At 53.0% G+C, this 19,168-nt stretch carries 18 protein-coding genes; 15 read left to right on the top strand and 3 right to left on the bottom strand.

Annotated features, from left to right (window positions below; all coding sequences use genetic code 11):
- The first annotated feature begins 76 nt into the window (after positions 1-76).
- From rmuC to hemB, 9 genes are all read left to right on the top strand, one after another.
- Positions 77-1,639 (top strand): DNA recombination protein RmuC, encoded by a 1,563-nt coding sequence (rmuC, locus tag NXT09_RS16440; RefSeq protein ID WP_268580518.1) that lies wholly within the window; start codon positions 77-79, stop codon positions 1,637-1,639.
- Between the two features lie 132 nt (positions 1,640-1,771).
- Positions 1,772-2,527, top strand: a complete 756-nt coding sequence (gene ubiE, locus NXT09_RS16435) for a bifunctional demethylmenaquinone methyltransferase/2-methoxy-6-polyprenyl-1,4-benzoquinol methylase UbiE (RefSeq protein WP_010283801.1) — start codon at positions 1,772-1,774, stop codon at positions 2,525-2,527.
- A 12-nt stretch (positions 2,528-2,539) separates the two neighbouring features.
- Entirely contained in the window at positions 2,540-3,163 is a 624-nt protein-coding gene (gene ubiJ, locus NXT09_RS16430; protein WP_039508477.1) for a ubiquinone biosynthesis protein UbiJ, read from the top strand.
- The gene (gene ubiB / locus NXT09_RS16425) at positions 3,160-4,800 is read left to right on the top strand and encodes a ubiquinone biosynthesis regulatory protein kinase UbiB (protein WP_268580514.1); all 1,641 of its coding nucleotides are present in this window, start codon (positions 3,160-3,162) and stop codon (positions 4,798-4,800) included. Before ubiJ ends, ubiB begins: the two co-directional genes overlap by 4 nt.
- Positions 4,801-4,882: 82 nt before the next feature.
- Positions 4,883-5,143 (top strand): Sec-independent protein translocase subunit TatA, encoded by a 261-nt coding sequence (gene tatA / locus NXT09_RS16420; protein WP_039285211.1) that lies wholly within the window; start codon positions 4,883-4,885, stop codon positions 5,141-5,143.
- Positions 5,144-5,146: 3 nt separating this feature from the next.
- A complete protein-coding gene (tatB, locus tag NXT09_RS16415) occupies positions 5,147-5,740 on the top strand; it encodes a Sec-independent protein translocase protein TatB (RefSeq protein WP_268580509.1) in 594 nt (197 codons plus the stop codon).
- A gap of 3 nt (positions 5,741-5,743) precedes the next feature.
- Complete coding sequence (gene tatC / locus NXT09_RS16410; RefSeq protein WP_205552113.1) at positions 5,744-6,496, top strand: Sec-independent protein translocase subunit TatC; 753 nt, start codon at positions 5,744-5,746, stop codon at positions 6,494-6,496.
- A 106-nt stretch (positions 6,497-6,602) separates the two neighbouring features.
- The gene (gene tatD / locus NXT09_RS16405) at positions 6,603-7,385 is read left to right on the top strand and encodes a 3'-5' ssDNA/RNA exonuclease TatD (protein WP_268580508.1); all 783 of its coding nucleotides are present in this window, start codon (positions 6,603-6,605) and stop codon (positions 7,383-7,385) included.
- A gap of 17 nt (positions 7,386-7,402) precedes the next feature.
- The gene (hemB, locus tag NXT09_RS16400; RefSeq protein ID WP_010283816.1) at positions 7,403-8,425 is read left to right on the top strand and encodes a porphobilinogen synthase; all 1,023 of its coding nucleotides are present in this window, start codon (positions 7,403-7,405) and stop codon (positions 8,423-8,425) included.
- Positions 8,426-8,537: 112 nt separating this feature from the next.
- On the opposite strand, the gene rfaH is transcribed toward hemB, so the two are convergent.
- Positions 8,538-9,026: a transcription/translation regulatory transformer protein RfaH gene (gene rfaH, locus NXT09_RS16395; protein ID WP_039364226.1), complete on the bottom strand. Its 489-nt coding sequence runs from the start codon at positions 9,024-9,026 to the stop codon at positions 8,538-8,540.
- A gap of 200 nt (positions 9,027-9,226) precedes the next feature.
- On the opposite strand from rfaH, the gene ubiD reads away from it, so the two are divergent.
- The gene (gene ubiD / locus NXT09_RS16390; protein ID WP_095993129.1) at positions 9,227-10,723 is read left to right on the top strand and encodes a 4-hydroxy-3-polyprenylbenzoate decarboxylase; all 1,497 of its coding nucleotides are present in this window, start codon (positions 9,227-9,229) and stop codon (positions 10,721-10,723) included.
- 52 nt (positions 10,724-10,775) lie between these two features.
- Complete coding sequence (gene fre, locus NXT09_RS16385; RefSeq protein ID WP_010283824.1) at positions 10,776-11,477, top strand: NAD(P)H-flavin reductase; 702 nt, start codon at positions 10,776-10,778, stop codon at positions 11,475-11,477.
- A 97-nt stretch (positions 11,478-11,574) separates the two neighbouring features.
- Here fre and fadA read toward each other — a convergent pair whose 3' ends face one another.
- Together fadA and fadB are read right to left on the bottom strand one after the other, a co-directional pair.
- Entirely contained in the window at positions 11,575-12,738 is a 1,164-nt protein-coding gene (fadA, locus tag NXT09_RS16380) for an acetyl-CoA C-acyltransferase FadA (protein ID WP_268580499.1), read from the bottom strand.
- 11 nt (positions 12,739-12,749) lie between these two features.
- Positions 12,750-14,939: a fatty acid oxidation complex subunit alpha FadB gene (gene fadB, locus NXT09_RS16375; protein ID WP_268580497.1), complete on the bottom strand. Its 2,190-nt coding sequence runs from the start codon at positions 14,937-14,939 to the stop codon at positions 12,750-12,752.
- Positions 14,940-15,124: 185 nt separating this feature from the next.
- On the opposite strand from fadB, the gene pepQ reads away from it, so the two are divergent.
- Genes pepQ through hemG form a run of 4 tightly spaced genes read left to right on the top strand, consistent with a single transcriptional unit; the run spans position 15,125 to position 19,122 of the window.
- Positions 15,125-16,456, top strand: coding sequence for a Xaa-Pro dipeptidase (gene pepQ / locus NXT09_RS16370; RefSeq protein WP_268580494.1), 1,332 nt, complete (start codon positions 15,125-15,127; stop codon positions 16,454-16,456).
- On the top strand, positions 16,456-17,067 hold the full coding sequence (locus NXT09_RS16365; RefSeq protein ID WP_268580492.1) for an IMPACT family protein: 612 nt from the start codon (positions 16,456-16,458) through the stop codon (positions 17,065-17,067). Before pepQ ends, NXT09_RS16365 begins: the two co-directional genes overlap by 1 nt.
- Before the next feature lie 42 nt (positions 17,068-17,109).
- Positions 17,110-18,561 carry a Trk system potassium transporter TrkH gene (gene trkH, locus NXT09_RS16360; protein WP_010298674.1) on the top strand — a complete coding sequence of 484 codons (1,452 nt, stop codon included), beginning with the start codon at positions 17,110-17,112 and terminating at the stop codon, positions 18,559-18,561.
- A gap of 21 nt (positions 18,562-18,582) precedes the next feature.
- A complete protein-coding gene (hemG, locus tag NXT09_RS16355) occupies positions 18,583-19,122 on the top strand; it encodes a menaquinone-dependent protoporphyrinogen IX dehydrogenase (RefSeq protein ID WP_268580475.1) in 540 nt (179 codons plus the stop codon).
- Positions 19,123-19,168: the final 46 nt, after the last annotated feature.

Below are 19,168 nucleotides of genomic sequence, written 5' to 3'. Positions count from 1 at the left end.
CACCGGAATTGTTTCTGGACATCCATACAGTATCATTTTACCTTGACCGACAGCGTGAAAGGCCTGCGGAGGCAAAGTGGATATCAGCATATTTTATGGTCTGGGTGGCAGTGCAGTGGGTCTGTTGGTCGGGTGGTTAATTGCCAGCCTGATTCATCAGCAGAAGCTGTCGCGGCATGACACCGAACAGCAGTTGCTGGCGCAGACATTGCAGCAGACTCAGCAATCGCTCAGCGAACAGCAGCAGGCAAAGCAGCAGGACGAACAGCGGCTACGGCAAAACGAGCTGGAGCTGCGCACGGTTCACGCCCAGCTCTCTGCCAGCCATGAAAAGCTACAACAGCTTAATGAACTTCGCGCGGAGTGCGTGCAGCTCAATCAGGAACTGCGAACGCTGCGTGAAATCAACAGCGCGCAGGAAGCGGAGCTGCGGGAAGTCACTATTCGGCTGGAAGAAACCCGTATGGCGGCGGAAGAAAAGCAGCGGCTGCTGGCAAACAGCGAACAGCGGTTGACGACGCAGTTTGAGAATCTGGCGAACCGGATTTTTGAACACAGCGGCCGCAAGGTGGATGAACAAAATAAACAGAGTCTGGATAAGCTGCTGATGCCGCTGCGTGAGCAGCTTGATGGCTTTCGCCGTCAGGTTCAGGACAGCTTTGGTGCGGAAGCGCGCGAGCGTCATACGCTGGCGCATGAAATCCGCAATCTGCAACAGCTGAATGCGCAGATGGCACACGAGGCCATCAACCTGACGAAAGCGCTGAAAGGCGATAACAAAACGCAGGGTAACTGGGGCGAGGTGGTGTTAAGTCGCGTACTGGAAGCCTCCGGCCTGCGTGAAGGATATGAGTACCAAACGCAGGTCAGCGTGCAGACGGGGGCAAATAGCCGCCTGCAGCCGGATGTCATCGTGCGCTTACCGCAGGGCAAAGATGTCGTGATCGATGCCAAGATGTCGCTGGTGGCCTACGAGCGCTATTTCAATAGTGACGATGACGCAGAGCGTAGTGTGGCGTTGAACGAGCATTTGCTCTCGGTTCGCAGCCATATTCGGCAGTTGAGTAGCAAAGATTATCAGCAGCTTCCGGGCTTACGTTCGCTGGATTACGTGCTGATGTTTATTCCGGTCGAACCTGCTTTTCTGGTTGCTATCGATCGCCAGCCCGAATTGATCAACGAGGCGCTAAAGCACAATATTATGCTGGTCAGCCCGACCACGCTGCTGGTGGCCTTGCGCACCATCAACAATTTATGGCGCTATGAACAACAGAGCCGCAATGCACAGCAGATCGCTGAAAAAGCGTCGCGGCTGTACGATAAACTGCGGTTGTTTGTCGATGATATGGAAGCGCTGGGGCTGAGTCTGGATAAAGCGCAGGGCACTTATCGTCAGGCGATGAATAAACTTTCCTCTGGGCGTGGTAACCTTATTGGCCAGGCTGAGGGGTTCCGTGCGCTGGGTGTAGAAATCAAACGCACGATTAGCCCGTCATTAGCAGAAAAAGCAACGGCCCATGAGCACGCTGAACGCGATGAATTACCGGATTCCGTAGCACCCGACGCTGTTTCGCCCACCGTGAAAACGGAGGGCGAAGAAGGGGAAACCCCTTTCGCTACCCGTACTGATTCGTACTAAATAGGTATGAATTTCGTGGGCTTGGCCTCCATGCTATGCGAAATTAGTGCAGTGGGGTTTTTATACGGGTCTGGTACACTCTCACCATTAATGGGTAGACCCGAAATTTGACTTAAATAGTAGGCGGATAAGATGGCAAGTGAGCAGGAGAAAACGGCCGACTTTGGTTTTCGGACTGTCGCCAGGGATGAAAAAGAAGTCATGGTGGCTGAGGTTTTTCATTCTGTAGCAGCAAAGTATGACTTGATGAATGACCTGATGTCCTTTGGTATCCACCGTGTCTGGAAGCGTTTCACTATCGAATGTAGTGGAGTAAGACGTAACCAGCGAGTTCTGGATCTTGCCGGAGGCACAGGGGATTTAACTGCCAAATTCTCCCGCATGGTTGGCGAAGGCGGTGAAGTCATTCTGGCGGACATCAACGCATCAATGCTGAAAGTGGGCCGCGAAAAACTGCGTAACAAAGGCATTATCGACAACATCAACTACGTGCAGGCCAATGCTGAAGCGCTGCCGTTCCCTGATGACTTCTTCGACTGCATTACTATCTCCTTTGGTCTGCGCAACGTGACGGACAAAAATAAAGCGCTGCGCTCAATGTACCGCGTGCTGAAGCCGGGTGGTCGCTTGCTGGTACTGGAGTTTTCCAAGCCGATCATTAAACAGCTGAGCACCGTTTACGATGCGTATTCATTTCATATCCTGCCAAGGATTGGCGAAGCCGTGGCGAGTGATGCTGGGAGCTACCGCTATCTGGCGGAATCTATCCGCATGCACCCCGATCAGGAAACGCTGAAAGGGATGATGATCGATGCCGGTTTTGACAGTGTTAACTATTTCAACCTCACTGGTGGAATCGTTGCGCTGCATCGTGGGTTTAAATTCTGATTGGAAACGCCAATGCTGATAACGTCTTTTCTGACTGCTACGCTGGAAACCGCGCTGAATCAGCTGCTTTTTCACGATACGGTTTCTTGCGATCGCAGCATGAAGTCTGCCCGCCAGCGCTTACAGGGGAAAACACTTCAGATCGAGCTGGCTGAACTGGATATGCCCTTGGTGCTGGTGTTTAACGAACAGCGGCTGGACGTGATCAGCCAATGGGGCGAGCCAGCGGATTGCTGCCTGAAAACACGCGTTCCGGTTCTGATGAAATTACGCGATCGTCAGCAGCTATCGTCGCTGATGCGCAGCGGCGAACTGGTGATAGAAGGCGATATTCAAGTTGTTCAACAGTTCATCGTGCTGGTTGATCTGGCGGAGTTCGACCCGGCGGAGTGGTTGTCCCCCTATCTGGGCGATATTGTTGCTCAGGGGCTTACCCAAACGGCACAGAAAACCCTGAGCTTCCTGAGACGCTCATTACATCAGCAGCAACATTTCTTGTCTGAGACGCTAACGGAAGAGTGGCGACTAGCCCCAGGAAAACTGGAAAACGCCTGGTTCCATGAGGAAATTGTTGCGCTGGATAAATCCGCCGATACGTTGTCCGAACGGCTGGCGAAGCTGGAGGCTTTACGATGACGCCCAGTGAATTACGCCGCCTTTACGGCATTGTGCGTGTGCTGTTGAGTTATGGTCTGGACGAACTTATTCCTAAAATGCGTTTGACGCTACCGTTACGTGCGGGTCGTCGTCTGCTGTTCTGGTTACCCAATCGTCACCGCAATAAGCCTCTAGGCGAGCGTCTGCGTTTGGCGCTTCAGGAACTGGGTCCCGTGTGGATTAAGTTCGGACAGATGATGTCTACACGCCGCGATCTGTTCCCTCCAGCTATCGCCGATCAACTGGCGATGTTGCAGGATAAGGTTGAGCCGTTTGATGGCAAATTGGCGCGTGAGCAAATTGAGCTGTCGATGGGGGGAATCCCTCTTGAAGAGTGGTTTGATGATTTTGACATCAAACCGCTGGCCTCTGCCTCGATTGCACAGGTGCATACCGCATGCCTGAAAAGCACGGGCAAAGAGATCGTTATCAAGGTGATTCGCCCGGATATTTTGCCTGTCATCAAGGCGGATATGCGCTTGATGAAACGTCTGGCGGGGTGGTTGCCCCATTTGTTGCCGGATGGTCGTCGCCTGCGTCCGCGCGAAGTGGTGCTGGAATATGAAAAAACGCTGCTTGATGAGCTGAACTTGCTGCGAGAAGCGGCAAACGCTATCCAGCTGCGGCGTAATTTTGAAAACAGCCCGATGCTGTATGTGCCGGAAGTTTATTCGGATTACTGCAGCGAAGGCATGTTGGTGATGGAACGAATCTACGGTATTCCTGTTTCTGATGTCGACGCGCTGACAGCCAATGGCACGGATATGAAGCTACTGGCAGAACGCGGCGTTCAGGTTTTCTTCACACAGGTGTTCCGCGACAGTTTCTTCCACGCGGATATGCATCCCGGCAATATCTTTATCAGTTATGAGCACCCGGAAGATCCGCAATACATCGGTATTGATTGCGGTATCGTTGGTTCGTTGAATAAAGAAGATAAGCGCTATCTGGCTGAGAATTTCATTGCCTTCTTCAATCGCGATTATCGCAAAGTTGCCGAACTGCATGTGGATTCGGGCTGGGTGCCTCCGGACACCAATGTTGCAGATTTTGAGTTTGCCATTCGTACGGTCTGTGAACCGATCTTTGAGAAGCCGTTGGCAGAAATTTCGTTCGGCCATGTGTTATTGAATTTGTTTAATACGGCGCGCCGCTTCAATATGGAAGTACAGCCTCAGTTGGTGCTGCTGCAAAAAACGCTGCTGTATGTCGAAGGCGTGGGTCGGCAGCTTTATCCGCAGCTCGACCTGTGGAAAACCGCCAAGCCGTTTCTGGAAAACTGGCTGAAACAGCAGGTTGGTTTGCCTGCGGTTTTCCGTGCGCTCAAAGAAAAGGCACCGTTCTGGGCTGAAAAATTGCCGGAAGTCCCTGAATTATTTTATGACGGGTTACGTCAGCATAAGATGTTAAAGCAAAGCGTCGATCAGCTGGCTTATGAGTTGAAGACGCAGCAGTCTCGTCAAGGACAGTCACGATATCTTTTGGGTATTGGCGCAACGTTGCTAATCAGTGGTACGTTGTTACTGATCAGCCGTGTTGAAGCCGATATGGTTCCCGCGGGGCTGATGGCAGCAGGAATTGTTGCCTGGATTATCGGCTGGCGTCGAACTCGTTGAAGCAGATCATGATGCACGCCAGAATTACCCGGTATAATTACGGGAATTCTGTCGTCCCCCTTTTTGAAAAGAGGTAAATGTTATGGGTGGTATTAGTCTCTGGAACCTGTTGATTATCGCAGTTATCGTCATCTTACTGTTCGGAACCAACAAGCTGAGAACGCTGGGTTCGGATCTGGGTGCATCCATCAAAGGCTTTAAGAAAGCGATGGGTGACGATCAGCCATCTACTGGCGCAGACAAAACGCAGCCAGATGCCGATTTCTCTACCAAGTCTATCGCTGACAACCAATCGGACGTCAAGCCGGGCGAAACGAAGAGCCAGCATAAAGAGCAGGTGTAATCTGTGTTCGATATCGGTTTTGGTGAATTGCTATTGGTGATGGTTCTTGGCCTGATTGTCCTCGGGCCGGAGCGTTTGCCTGTGGCAGTCAGAACGGTTGCAAGCTGGATCAGGACGCTGCGTTCGCTGGCGTCTACGGTTCAGAATGAACTGTCGCAGGAGCTGAAACTCCAGGAGTTTCAGGAAAGCCTGAAGAAAGTCGAAAAAGCCAGTTTGCAGAATCTGTCGCCTGAGTTGAAAGCCTCAATGGATGAACTCAAAGAAGCGGCAGAAGCGATGAAACGTGGCTATACCGAGACAGTGTCGCCGCAAAAGCCAGATGACCATCAAACGTCCGAAGGGCATCGCGCGACGGTGGAACCACAGCACAACACCCCGCTGAGCGATCCCGAAGCGGCCTACGATGGGGTGATTGAAGCGGAAACCGCAGTACGTCCGGCAGCCAGTCAGCCTAAACCTGAAAGCGCTACTGTGGCTGAACATCACCATGATGGTCACAACGCCGCGATTGATGACGCTGTCAGCAGCGATAATGTCAAACCTGAGCAGTCCCAGTCTTCTGCTGTTTCTGCCCGCCAACCGAGTGATAGTCGTTAGTTTATGGCCGATGAAGAGACTCAACCGCTAATTAGCCACCTGATTGAGCTACGTAAGCGGCTACTGAACAGCATTATCTGTGTGCTGGCGGTATTTATTGCGCTGGTGTACTTTGCCAACGACATTTATCAACTGGTTTCCGCACCGCTCATTGAGCAATTACCGGTGGGAGCCAGCATGATCGCGACCGATGTCGCCTCACCTTTTTTTGCGCCGATAAAACTGACGATGATTGTCTCAGTGTTTGTCGCTGCGCCGCTGGTGCTGTATCAGGTGTGGGCATTTGTGGCTCCAGCCCTGTATAAACACGAGCGTCGCTTAATGATGCCGCTGCTGGTCTCCAGCAGTCTGCTGTTTTATATGGGCATGGCGTTCGCGTACTTCGTGGTGTTCCCGCTGGCGTTTGGCTTTTTTGCGAAAACCGCCCCCGTTGGCGTGCTGATTGCTACGGACATCAATAACTACCTCGATTTTGTTATGGCGCTATTCATGGCGTTCGGGATATCGTTTGAAGTGCCAGTTGCCATTGTGCTGCTCTGCTGGAGTGGCGTGGTGACGCCGGAAGAGCTGAAAAGAAAGCGCCCTTATATTTTGGTCGGCGCGTTCGTTGTCGGTATGTTGCTAACGCCACCGGATGTTTTCTCGCAGACGCTGCTGGCGATTCCCATGTATCTGCTGTTTGAAATCGGCGTCTTCTTCTCGCGGTTTTATGTTGGCAAAGGCCGACGCGCTGAAACCGAAGAGCCATCGCAGTAACGCACGGTTTCCTGCGGTAGGACGGTAAAATGACCTCTCTTTGAGAGGTCTTATTTTTTTATTCGCCGGCGTGAAATCGGCGAACGGTCACGGGCAGGTGAGAGTCATGTTTGATATCGGTGTCAACCTAACCAGTTCTCAGTTTGAAAAAGACAGGGAGCAGGTCGTCATCCGGGCAAAGGAAGCGGGTGTCAGTGGCATCTTGATCACCGGAACAAACGCTCAGGAAAGCCATCAGGCCATGTTACTGGCGCAAGCCTATCCCAATTACTGTTGGTCAACGGCGGGCGTTCATCCGCATGATGCCAGCCAATGGAATGACGCTATTGCCGAACAGATTCATCATATGGCAAGCGCCGACTGCGTGGTTGCCATCGGCGAATGCGGGCTGGATTTCAACCGTAACTTTTCGACGCCAGAAGAGCAGGAACGGGCATTCAGTGCGCAGCTAGCGATAGCGGCCGAACTGTCCATGCCCGTTTTCCTTCACTGTCGTGATGCCCATTCTCGCTTTATCTCTCTGCTGACGCCGTGGTTGAGTCAGTTACCTGCCGCTGTCGTTCACTGTTTTACCGGCAATCGTCATGAGTTGGATGAGTGTCTGGCTGCGGGGCTGATGGTTGGCATTACTGGCTGGGTTTGCGATGAACGTCGCGGGCTTGAGCTGCGCGCCTTACTGCCGCATATTCCTGCCGATCGGCTGTTGGTGGAAACCGACGCACCTTATCTGTTACCCCGGGATTTGCGCCCTAAACCGGCCTCCCGTCGTAACGAACCCTGTTATCTGCCTCATATTATTCGCCAGATTGCGGAGTGGCGTGGAGAAGATGCCACATGGTTGGGACAGACAACAGATGAAAATGCCCGCCGGGTTTTCCGGCTGGCCTGATTCAGGAGAATAATGACATGAGCACTGCTTTTCCCGGCACGTTCCCCGGCCGACGTATGCGTCGCATTCGCCGCCATGATTTCAGCCGTCGTCTGGTTGCTGAAAATCAGCTGACGGTGAATGATTTGATTTATCCCGTTTTCGTGATGGAAGGGACAAATCATCGTCAGGAAGTTCCCTCAATGCCGGGGGTATACCGGATGACTATCGATGTGCTTCTGAAAGAAGCCGAAGAGATCGCTAAGCTAGGCGTTCCGGTACTGTCGCTGTTCCCCGTGATTGAAGCGGATAAGAAATCGTTATATGCCGAAGAAGCCTATAACCCGGATGGTCTGGTTCCTCGCACAATCCGCGCGTTGAAAGACGCGGTCCCAGAGCTGGGTTTGCTGACGGATGTGGCGCTCGATCCCTATACCACGCACGGGCAGGACGGGATTATTGATGCGGATGGCTATGTGATTAACGACGTCACCAAGGAGATTTTGGTGCGTCAGGCGCTGTCCCACGCAGAAGCCGGTGCAGAAATTATTGCGCCTAGCGACATGATGGACGGTCGCATCGGTGCTATTCGCGACACCCTTGAAGCGCAAAATCTGATCAATACCCAGATCATGGCGTACTCGGCTAAGTATGCGTCGTGCTATTACGGGCCTTTCCGTGACGCCGTGGGCTCAGCCGGCAACCTGAAAGGTGGCAACAAGAAAACCTACCAGATGGATCCGGCTAACAGCGATGAAGCCTTGCAAGAAATTGCGCAGGATTTGCAGGAAGGCGCGGATATGGTGATGGTCAAACCGGGGATGCCTTATCTGGATGTGGTGCGTCGCGTCAAAGACACCTTCGGCGTGCCGACGTTTGCTTATCAGGTATCTGGCGAGTATGCGATGCACATGGCGGCGATTCAGAATGGCTGGTTGCAAGAACAACCGGTGGTGATGGAGTCTCTGCTGTGCTTTAAACGCGCGGGTGCAGATGGGGTGCTGACCTATTTTGCTAAGCGTGTCGCACAGTGGCTGCACGATCAGCATATGCAGCGCTAAGCCTGTTCTCATCCGGCGCGGTGTAAACGCGCCGGGTAGGGCAAACAGACAAGGAACGTCGGACTACGTTTTTCGAAGGGCTATGTTTTCAAAGGACTATTCTTTCAAAAGACTAGGCTTTGCGAAACTCGCGGTTATCGATGCTCTGTCTGACCTGTTTATTCAACATATTCAGCAACAGCATCGAGCGGGCTTCGCCGTCAGGTTCGGTGTAAATAGCCTGAAGACCAGAGAAAATACCATCGGTAATGACCACGCTATCGCCGGGCTGTGGCGTCAGTGGGTCAATGATTCCCTGAATAGGGCGAAGTGACAATTCATCGATAACCTGCTGCGGAATGGTCGCGGGCAGTGCACCGAATCGCACAAAGTTGCTCACCCCACGCGTCGCGCTGATGGTGGTGGTGTGGATGCGTTCGGGGTCGAACTCCACAAACAGGTAGTTCGGGAACAGCGGCTCACACACTTCCGTTCGTTTACCACGAACGATCTTATCCAGCGTGATCATCGGGCTCACGCAGGTGACATCCTGACGTTCCAGATGCTCTTTCGCTCGCAGCAGTTGACCACGTTTACAATACAGTAAGTACCAGGCTTCCATAATTTCGCAGACTTATGATTCCGACGAGCAAGCATAACAAAAGCGAGCACGGATAAAAAATTTTCGGCAGATATTTTTGTTACCACATTTTGGCGATCGGATTCTTGATAGTGAGCAGATTCTTACCATAAATAGGCGCTGCGGGAAGCGACAGGTTGGCGAAGAGACTTTATAATAGCCAGAACGATAGACTGCCCCCGATGAATAGCATGAAATACCGTGACTTACGCGAATTCCTCTCACTGCTGGAAGAGAGAGGGGAGTTGAAACGCATTACCCAGCCCATCGATCCCTACCTTGAAATGACGGAAATTGCCGACCGAACGCTGCGTGCGGAAGGCCCTGCGCTCCTGTTTGAAAACCCCAAAGGCTATGACATGCCGGTGCTGTGCAATTTATTTGGCACGCCGAAACGTGTTGCGTTGGGAATGGGGCAGGAAGACGTCAGCGCATTGCGTGAGGTGGGCAAGCTGTTGGCGTTTCTGAAAGAGCCAGAGCCGCCTAAAGGGTTCCGCGATCTGGTAGATAAAATGCCGAAGTTCCGTCAGGTACTGAATATGCCGACGAAACGCCTGTCTTCTGCGCCGTGTCAGGAACAGATTTGGCAGGGGGATGACGTTGACCTGCGCCGGATTCCGGTGATGCAGTGCTGGCCGGAAGATGCCGCACCGCTGATTACCTGGGGGCTCACCGTAACGCGCGGGCCGCATAAAGAACGGCAGAATCTGGGGATCTATCGCCAGCAGGTGCTGGGTAAAAACAAACTGATCATGCGCTGGCTATCTCATCGCGGCGGCGCGCTGGATTTTCAGGAGTGGTGTCAGGAAAATCCTGGGCAGCGCTTTCCCGTGTCTGTCGCATTGGGCGCTGACCCTGCGACGATCCTCGGTGCGGTGACGCCTGTCCCTGATACGCTATCGGAGTATGCCTTTGCGGGTTTGCTGCGTGGGCACAAGACCGAGGTGGTGAAGTGTCTGTCGAACGATTTGGAAGTCCCCGCCAGTGCGGAAATTGTTCTGGAAGGCTATATTGAACCGGGAGAAATGGCAGCGGAAGGGCCTTATGGTGACCATACCGGCTATTACAATGAAGTCGATCATTTCCCGGTCTTTACCGTCACGCATATTACTCAGCGCCAGAATGCCATTTATCACTCGACTTATACTGGCCGTCCACCGGACGAACCTGCTGTTTTGGGCGTGGCGTTGAACGAAGTTTTCGTGCCGATCCTGCAAAAGCAGTTTCCTGAGATTGTTGATTTTTATTTGCCACCGGAGGGTTGCTCTTACCGTCTGGCGGTCGTTACCATGAAGAAACAGTACCCGGGCCATGCTAAACGCGTCATGATGGGCGTTTGGTCTTTTTTACGCCAGTTCATGTATACGAAATTTGTCATTGTCTGCGATGATGACGTTAATGCGCGTGACTGGAACGACGTCATATGGGCGATCACGACGCGTATGGATCCGGCGCGCGATACGGTATTAGTAGAAAATACGCCGATAGATTACCTTGATTTTGCCTCGCCGATTTCTGGCCTTGGCTCCAAAATGGGTCTGGACGCCACCAATAAATGGCCTGGCGAGACGCAGCGTGAGTGGGGTCGCCCCATCAAAAAAGATCCACAGGTTTGTGCCCGCATTGATGAAATATGGGACGAACTGGCCATTTTTAGTGACAGAGAGCCTCGGCGTTAAGGGCTGCTGCTCTGTTCTCAGTTTTGCTTTTATGACCCTATAGAGGGAATGCATGACAACATTGAGCTGTAAAGTGACTTCGGTCGAAGCCATAACCGATACGGTTTATCGCGTTCGTTTGTTACCTGAAGCGCCGTTTTCCTTTCGGGCTGGCCAATATTTGATGGTGGTGATGGGCGATCGCGATAAGCGTCCTTTTTCACTGGCATCGACCCCGATGGATAAAAACTTTATTGAGTTGCACATTGGGGCGTCCGAACTGAATCTTTACGCGATGGCCGTGATGGAACGCATTCATAAGGAAAAATCCCTGACGGTCGATATCCCGCACGGCGAAGCCTGGCTGCGAGAAGAGAGTACGCGCCCTTTGGTATTGATTGCGGGCGGAACCGGATTTTCGTATGTGCGTTCTATTCTGCTGACCGCGCTGGCGCAGCAACCCGAGCGCGATATCGCTATTTACTGGGGTGGACGTGAATCCCAGCATCTGTATGACTTAACCGAGCTTGAAGGCTTTGCGGCCAAGCACCCGAATCTGCGCGTAGTGCCGGTAGTCGAGCAGCCGGAAGCAGGGTGGGATGGCAGAACGGGGACCGTTCTGAGCGCGGTATTGCAGGATTACGGCTCACTGGCAGAACAGGATATCTATATTGCTGGTCGCTTTGAAATGGCGAAAATTGCACGTGAGCGTTTTTGTAACGAGCGCGGCGCGCTGACAGCGCATATGTTCAGCGATGCGTTTTCGTTTATTTAAAGCCGTCGATAGCAGTAAGACATAAGCAGTAAAATAAAAATCCCACGACCGTGGGATTTTTGGTTTCTAGTCGTGCTCTGTCAGAACTTTCCTGTGTTTAGGCGCGCTCAAATACCGTCGCAATGCCTTGTCCCAGCCCGATGCACATCGTCGCCACGCCAAATTGAACGTCGCGGCTTTCCATCAGATTAATCAACGTGGTAGAGATGCGTGCGCCCGAGCAGCCGAGCGGGTGACCCAGCGCAATCGCACCGCCATTGAGATTGACCTTTTCATCCAACTGTTCCAGCAGCCCCAGATCTTTAATACAGGGCAGCGTCTGGGCGGCGAATGCTTCATTCAGTTCAAAGAGGCCGATATCGGTGAGGCTCAATCCTGCCCGCTTCAATGCTAGCTTGGTCGCTGGGACGGGGCCGTAACCCATAATCGAAGGATCGCAGCCAACCACGGCCATCGCCCGAATGCGAGCCCGTGCGGGTAAGCCTAATGATGCCGCGCGGGATTCGCTCATGATCAACATGGCTGCGGCGCCATCGGACAGCGCCGAGGATGACGCGGCTGTCACCGTACCGTTAACCGGATCGAATGCCGGTTTGAGTGCGGCAAGGCTATCGACGGTGGTGTCCGGGCGAATGACCTCGTCATAATCGAAGCGTTGCAGTACGCCGTCTGCGTCATGTCCCGCCGTGGGGACGATTTCATTACGGAATGCCCCTGACTGGGTGGCGCTGTGGGCGCGTTGGTGTGAGCGCGCGGCGAACTGATCCTGCATCTCACGACCAATATTGTGCATACGCGCCAGCATCTCAGCCGTCAGTCCCATCATACCCGCAGCTTTAGCCGTGGTGCGACTCAGTCCCGGATGAAAATCGACGCCATGATTCATCGGCACATGCCCCATATGCTCGACGCCGCCAATTAAGCAGACATTTGCGTCGCCCACCATAATGGCTCGGGCGGCATCGTGGAGCGCCTGCATGGAGGAACCGCACAGCCGATTAACCGTGGTCGCAGGGACATTCATCGGGATTTCTGCCAGCAACGCGGCATTGCGGGCGACGTTGAAGCCTTGCTCCAGCGTCTGTTGCACACATCCCCAATAGATATCGTCGATCTCACGAGCGTCCAGCGCCGCGTTACGGCTCAATAGGCTACGCATCAGGTGTGCGGACAGGTCTTCGGCTCTCACTTGGCGGAAAGCACCACCTTTGGAGCGTCCCATCGGCGTACGTACGGCATCAACAATCACTACCTTTTCCATATTTCCTGTCCTCATGCCGGTTGACCGTAAGAAACGTCCGCGTGTGGCGCGACCGATGGGTAATAGCCTTCATTGCTTTTGGCTTTTTGCTGCAAGCCGTCAGGCACCTGATAGATGGCGCCGAGGTGTGCCAGCTGTTGCGCCATCTCGACATAACGTTCGCTACCCAAGGTATCCAGATAGCGGCAGGCGCCGCCGTGGAAGGGAGGGAAACCTAGCCCGTATACCAGCGCCATGTCCGCTTCGGCCGGGCTGGCGACGATACCTTCTTCCAGACAGCGCGCGACTTCATTAATCATCGGGATCATCATGCGAGCGATAATCTCTTCTGCGCTGAACGTTTTTTTCGGCTGGCTGATGTCCTGAAGGATCGCATCTACAGCCTCATCCTGTTCTTTACGCAGCTTCCCCTTGCTATCGGTTTGATAACGGTAGAAGCCGTGACCATTCTTCTGCCCGAAACGCTGGTGTTCAAACAGCACATCAATCGCATCGCGATAGTCTTTCGCCATGCGCTGTGGGAAGCCCTCTGCCATGACGGCCTGAGCATGGTGAGCGGTATCAATACCGACAACGTCCAGCAGATAGGCCGGACCCATCGGCCAGCCGAATTTTTTCTCCATGACGTTATCGATATCGCGGAAATCGGCACCGTTTCTGAGCAATAGGCTGAACGCAGCAAAGTAGGGGAACAGCACCCGATTCACGAAGAATCCGGGGCAGTCGTTCACGACAATTGGTGTTTTACCCATCTTGCTGGCGTAAGCCACCACGCTGGCGATGGTGCTGTCGCTGGTTTGAGGGCCGCGAATAATTTCGACTAGCGGCATGCGGTGTACCGGGTTGAAGAAGTGCATCCCGCAGAAATTTTGCGGTCGTTTTAGCGATGCAGCCAGTGAAGCAATCGGGATCGTTGAGGTATTCGAGGCCAGAATCGTATTCTCACTCACGTGCGATTCGGTTTCTGCCAACACACTGGCTTTGATTTTCGGGTTCTCAACCACGGCCTCAACAACGATGTCGGTGCGCTCGAATCCGGCGTAATCCAGCGTTGGCTGGATGCTAGCTAGAATCGTCGCCATTTTCATTCCGTCCAGCTTGCCGCGCTCCATCTGCTTATTCAGGAGCTTGGCTGCTTCATTCATCCCCAGCGCGAGCGGCTTCTCGTTGATATCTTTCATCCGAATCGGCACGCCTTTGAACGCAGATTGATAGGCAATGCCGCCGCCCATAATGCCTGCCCCCAGTACGGCGGCCTGCTTCGGTACGGACGTATCGCCAATCAGCTTCTTCGCTTTGCCTTTAACATATTGGTCGTTAAGGAAAATGCCAACGAGTGCGCGAGCTTCATTTGAACGCGCCAGTTGAACGAAGTGCTGCGTCTCAAGCTGCAATGCGTCATCGCGTGTCATGGGTGCGGCGGCTTCGATGGTTTTTACCGCTAGCATCGGTGCCGGATAGTGCTTGCCCGCAGTTTGTAGCACCATCGCTTTAGCGGTGGTAAAGCTCATCATGGCTTCGATCTTACTGAGCTTCAGCGGTTCAAGTTTCGGACGTCGATAAGCCTGCCAGTCCAGTGAGCCGTTAATCGCCTGTTTCAACATCTTGATGGCGGCGGGAACCAGCTTGTCATTGGTGACAACGGCCTGCACCAGCCCCACTTTTAAGGCATCGGCTGCGCTGATGTCTTTGCCTGCGGCGATAATCTCCAGCGCGCTGTCCGCACCCAGCAGGCGTGGCAGCCTGACCGTGCCGCCAAAGCCCGGCATGATCCCCAGCTTGGTCTCAGGCAACCCGATGCGTGCATCCGTCGTCGCTAAACGAAAGTCTGTTGCCAGCACACATTCACACCCGCCGCCTAACGCATAGCTATTAATCGCGGACAGCGTGGGAACGGGCAAATCCTCAAGGCGGCTGAAAATACGGTTGGCGAAGACAAGCCATTCATGCAGCTTTTCGGCTGGTGCGGCAAAAAGAGAAAGGAATTCTGTGATATCGGCACCGACAATAAATGCCGGTTTATCAGAGCGTAGCAGTAAGCCCTTCAGGTTCGGCTGTTCCGCCAGAACGTCTAGCGCTTTACCCAGGCTGGCAACCGTGCGGGTATCTAGCTTGTTTACGGAGCCAGGGGCAGAAAATACCAGCTCGGCAATGCCGTCCTCAAGCCAGTTAAGGTAGAGGGATTCACCTTGATAAAGCATGTTTATCTCCGCTGTTTGTGTGAGTGATCTGGTATGACCAGATAATCGAATTGTGGTTTTAATGTTAACGTTTTGCAAACGAGAGATTAATTTTTTGCCGAATCGATCACAAAGCACCGGACGCTGCCCTTGGGGAATGCCTGTGTTAAAATGGAGAGATCATGTCGTGACGTACAAGGATACTCATGGAAAAGCTGGCTTCTTTATATCATCACCATCTGGCTACGCTGCAAGCGCGTGCTCAGACGGTTTTAGCGCGCCATCAGCTTGACGCATTACTGATTCACTCTGGTGAGCTGTTGACCGTTTTTCTGGACGATCACGACTATCCTTTTAAAGTTAACCCGCAATTTAAAGCCTGGGTGCCCGTCACGCAGGTGCCGAACTGTTGGCTATGGGTTGACGGCGTTAATCCGCCGAAGCTGTGGTTCTACTCGCCGGTGGATTACTGGCATAACGTTGCGCCCGTCCCCGAGAGTTTTTGGACTGAAGACATCGATATTACCGTGCTACGGAATGCCGATGATATTGGGCAACTGCTTCCCTCGCAGCGTGAGCGTGTTGCCTATATCGGCTATGCCCCGCAGCGTGCGCAGGATTTGGGGATTCGGGCAGACAATATTAACCCTCAGGGCGTGCTGGATTATCTGCATTACCATCGGGCTTATAAAACCGATTACGAGCTGGCCTGCATGCGTGAAGCGCAGAAGACTGCCGTTATTGGTCATCGGGCGGCGCATGAAGCGTTCCTGTCCGGGATGAGCGAATTTGATATTAATCTGGCGTATCTGACGGCCACCGGTCATCGGGATATCGATGTTCCTTACGGTAATATCATTGCGCTAAATGAGCACGCCGCGGTGTTGCACTATACCCAGCTCGATCATCAGGTGCCTTCCGATGTTCGCAGCTTCCTGATTGATGCGGGTGCGGAATATAACGGCTATGCCGCCGATCTTACCCGTACCTATTCCGCACAGAGCGATGGCGCGTTTGCCTCGCTGATTAAAGATCTCAATCAGGAAATGCTTTCATTGATTGATACCGTTCAGGCGGGAGTGCGTTATACCGATTACCATCTTCAGATGCATCAGCGGATTGCGAAGCTGCTGGAATCACATCAGCTGGTGCGGGACATCAGCGAAGAGGCCATGGTGGAGCAGGGGATGACATCGCCTTTCCTGCCGCACGGTCTTGGTCATCCGCTGGGCTTGCAGGTGCATGATGTCGCCGGATTTATGCAAGACGATCGCGGCACACATCTGGCGGCACCGTCGCAGCATCCTTATCTGCGTTGTACTCGCGTGCTTGAACCCGGCATGGTCATGACGATCGAACCGGGCATCTATTTCATCGAATCCTTGCTTGCTCCGTGGCGTGAGGGAGAATTGAGTCAGCACTTTGACTGGCAAAAAATCGATGCGTTGAAACCGTTTGGTGGTATCCGTATCGAGGATAATATTGTCATTCATGAAGGGCGCGTGGAGAACATGACGCGCGACCTGAATCTGGCCTGATGCAAGCGTATCTCATTCCTGCTGCGCCAGTGAGCTTCAGCGAGGAAATCAAGAAAAGTCGCTTTACGACGATCCTGGCGGCAACGCCAGGAATCGACGCGGCGAAAGCATTTATCCAGCATGTCAGGGAAGAGCATGCTTCGGCGGGTCACCACTGTTGGGCGTTTGTTGCGGGTGCGCCTGACGATTCCCAGCAGCTTGGTTTTTCTGACGATGGTGAGCCTTCCGGCACGGCGGGTAAGCCGATGCTGTCGCAACTGATGGGAAGCGGTGTCGGTGAGATTACGGCCGTGGTCGTACGCTACTATGGCGGAATCCCGCTGGGCACGGGTGGGTTAGTGAAGGCGTATGGCGGTGGCGTTCAGCAAGCGTTGAAGCTGCTATCGCTGCAAGAGAAAGTATTGCAACAAGAGTATGGCTTACAATGTGACTATGCACTGTTGCCCCTGGTGGAATCCCTGATTTTCCAGCTTGGTGGAAAAGTCCTGCATAGTGAGTATGGCGTGGAAGTCGTATTGCGCTTCTCTATCCCCGTTAGGGGAACCGAGGAGGCGGCAATGAAATTGCGTGATTTAAGCCGCGGCGCGTTGCATTTATTGCCGATTCCATAATAATCCCAGCGCTTTTTATGAATCATTAAGGAATTCCCTGCGATGCACTTGCGCGCCATAACCCGTATTGTCGGCCAGTTGGTTATCCTGTTTTCCGGGACAATGGTTATTCCCGGACTGGTGGCATTAATTTACCGCGATGGCGCAGGCCGAGCGTTTACGCAGACATTTATTGTCGCGCTGGCGATTGGCATCATGCTGTGGTTACCAAACCGCAAACAGAAGCATGAACTGAAATCTCGTGAAGGGTTCCTGATCGTTGTTCTCTTCTGGACGGTGCTGGGAAGCGTCGGTGCGCTGCCTTTCCTGTTTGCGGAACATCCTAATCTGGGCGTAACGGATGCTTTTTTCGAATCGTTCTCTGGCCTAACGACAACGGGTGCTACTACGCTGGTCGGGCTGGATTCACTGCCTAAAGCCATCCTGTTTTATCGACAAATGCTGCAATGGTTTGGCGGGATGGGGATCATCGTACTCGCCGTTGCCATCCTGCCGATTCTTGGTGTTGGTGGGATGCAGCTTTATCGCGCGGAGATGCCGGGGCCGTTGAAGGAAAACAAAATGCGCCCGCGTATTGCCGATACGGCAAAAACGCTGTGGCTGATTTATCTCTTACTTACGATTGCCTGTGCTGTCGCGCTTTGGCTGGCTGGAATGCCAGTATTCGATGCGATTGGCCACAGCTTCTCTACGGTATCTGTCGGTGGGTTCTCTACCCACGATGCCAGTATCGGCTACTTCAATAGTCCAACGATCAACACCATCATCGCGATATTCCTGCTGATTTCTGGCTGTAACTTTGGCTTGCACTTTGCCCTGCTGAGCGGTCGCAGCCTGAAGGTATACTGGCGTGACCCAGAATTCCGCATGTTCATCTTTGTTCAGCTGTCGCTGGTGGCCGTGTGTACGATTGTCCTGTGGTTCCACCACGTTTATGACAGCGGGATGCAGACGATCAATCAGGCGTTCTTCCAGGTTGTCTCTATGGCGACAACGGCAGGGTTTACCACGGATAGCATTGCATCGTGGCCACTTTTCCTGCCAGTTTTGCTTCTGTGCTCTGCATTCATTGGCGGGTGTGCGGGCTCAACTGGGGGCGGTTTGAAAGTGATTCGTATCCTGCTGCTTTTCCTGCAGGGATCGCGTGAGCTTAAGCGTTTAGTGCATCCGAATGCGGTTTATACGATTAAGCTGGGTCATCGTGCGTTGCCTGAACGCATCCTTGAAGCCGTGTGGGGATTCTTTTCCGCATATGCGCTGGTTTTTATTGTCAGCATGCTGGCCGTCATTGCGACAGGCGTCGATGATTTCTCCGCGTTTGCGGCGGTCGCGGCCACATTGAATAACCTGGGGCCGGGGCTGGGCGTTGTCGCTGAGAATTTTACCTCGATGAATGATACGGCGAAATGGATTCTGATACTGACAATGCTGTTCGGTCGTTTGGAAGTCTTCACGCTTTTAGTGCTGTTTACGCCAACCTTCTGGCGGGAATAGTCTCCATAAGGATAAAGAACAATGAAAGCTTTGATCGTGTTTTCGAGTCGGGATGGGCAAACAAGAGCGATTGCCTCCTATATTGCAAATACGCTGAAGGGAACCCTGGAGTGTGATGTTGTTAACGTACTCAATGCGAATGATATCGATCTGAGCCAATACGATCGGGTTGCGATTGGTGCATCGATTCGATATGGGCGCTTTCATCCGGCGGTAAATCAATTTATCCGTAAGCATCTGACTTCTCTACAGCAGCGACCCAGCGCATTCTTCTCCGTGAACCTCACTGCGCGTAAGCCAGAAAAGCGCACAATACAAACCAATGCCTATACGCGTAAGTTCCTGCTGAATTCTCCCTGGCAGCCAGATTTGTGCTGCGTGTTTGCTGGCGCCCTACGCTACCCACGCTACAGCTGGTTTGATCGGGTAATGATTCAACTCATTATGCGTATAACGGGTGGGGAAACAGATAGTACCAAAGAGATTGAATACACAGACTGGCAGCAGGTTTCCCGTTTCGCTCAGGATTTCGCTCAATTAGCGGCGAAAAATCCGGCATAACGGCGTCTTTTAATTCGCTTTGCTGAAAAAATCCCCACTCGGTAAT

Source organism: Pectobacterium jejuense (assembly GCF_026800125.1).
GTDB classification, from domain to species: Bacteria; Pseudomonadota; Gammaproteobacteria; order Enterobacterales; family Enterobacteriaceae; genus Pectobacterium; species Pectobacterium jejuense.
Note: the sequence above shows the minus strand (reverse complement) of the source record. Positions and strands in the feature narration are given on the sequence as shown.

What these genes read in the sequence shown, in the direction of transcription:
- ubiE (WP_010283801.1), top strand. Translation starts at nt 1,772, where the DNA reads ATGGCAAGTGAGCAGGAGAAAACGGCCGACTTTGGTTTTCGGACTGTC.
- ubiJ (WP_039508477.1), top strand. Translation starts at nt 2,540, where the DNA reads ATGCTGATAACGTCTTTTCTGACTGCTACGCTGGAAACCGCGCTGAAT.
- ubiB (WP_268580514.1), top strand. Translation starts at nt 3,160, where the DNA reads ATGACGCCCAGTGAATTACGCCGCCTTTACGGCATTGTGCGTGTGCTG.
- tatA (WP_039285211.1), top strand. Translation starts at nt 4,883, where the DNA reads ATGGGTGGTATTAGTCTCTGGAACCTGTTGATTATCGCAGTTATCGTC.
- tatC (WP_205552113.1), top strand. Translation starts at nt 5,744, where the DNA reads ATGGCCGATGAAGAGACTCAACCGCTAATTAGCCACCTGATTGAGCTA.
- tatD (WP_268580508.1), top strand. Translation starts at nt 6,603, where the DNA reads ATGTTTGATATCGGTGTCAACCTAACCAGTTCTCAGTTTGAAAAAGAC.
- hemB (WP_010283816.1), top strand. Translation starts at nt 7,403, where the DNA reads ATGAGCACTGCTTTTCCCGGCACGTTCCCCGGCCGACGTATGCGTCGC.
- rfaH (WP_039364226.1), bottom strand. Translation starts at nt 9,026, where the DNA reads ATGGAAGCCTGGTACTTACTGTATTGTAAACGTGGTCAACTGCTGCGA.
- ubiD (WP_095993129.1), top strand. Translation starts at nt 9,227, where the DNA reads ATGAATAGCATGAAATACCGTGACTTACGCGAATTCCTCTCACTGCTG.
- fre (WP_010283824.1), top strand. Translation starts at nt 10,776, where the DNA reads ATGACAACATTGAGCTGTAAAGTGACTTCGGTCGAAGCCATAACCGAT.
- fadA (WP_268580499.1), bottom strand. Translation starts at nt 12,738, where the DNA reads ATGGAAAAGGTAGTGATTGTTGATGCCGTACGTACGCCGATGGGACGC.
- fadB (WP_268580497.1), bottom strand. Translation starts at nt 14,939, where the DNA reads ATGCTTTATCAAGGTGAATCCCTCTACCTTAACTGGCTTGAGGACGGC.
- pepQ (WP_268580494.1), top strand. Translation starts at nt 15,125, where the DNA reads ATGGAAAAGCTGGCTTCTTTATATCATCACCATCTGGCTACGCTGCAA.
- NXT09_RS16365 (WP_268580492.1), top strand. Translation starts at nt 16,456, where the DNA reads ATGCAAGCGTATCTCATTCCTGCTGCGCCAGTGAGCTTCAGCGAGGAA.
- trkH (WP_010298674.1), top strand. Translation starts at nt 17,110, where the DNA reads ATGCACTTGCGCGCCATAACCCGTATTGTCGGCCAGTTGGTTATCCTG.
- hemG (WP_268580475.1), top strand. Translation starts at nt 18,583, where the DNA reads ATGAAAGCTTTGATCGTGTTTTCGAGTCGGGATGGGCAAACAAGAGCG.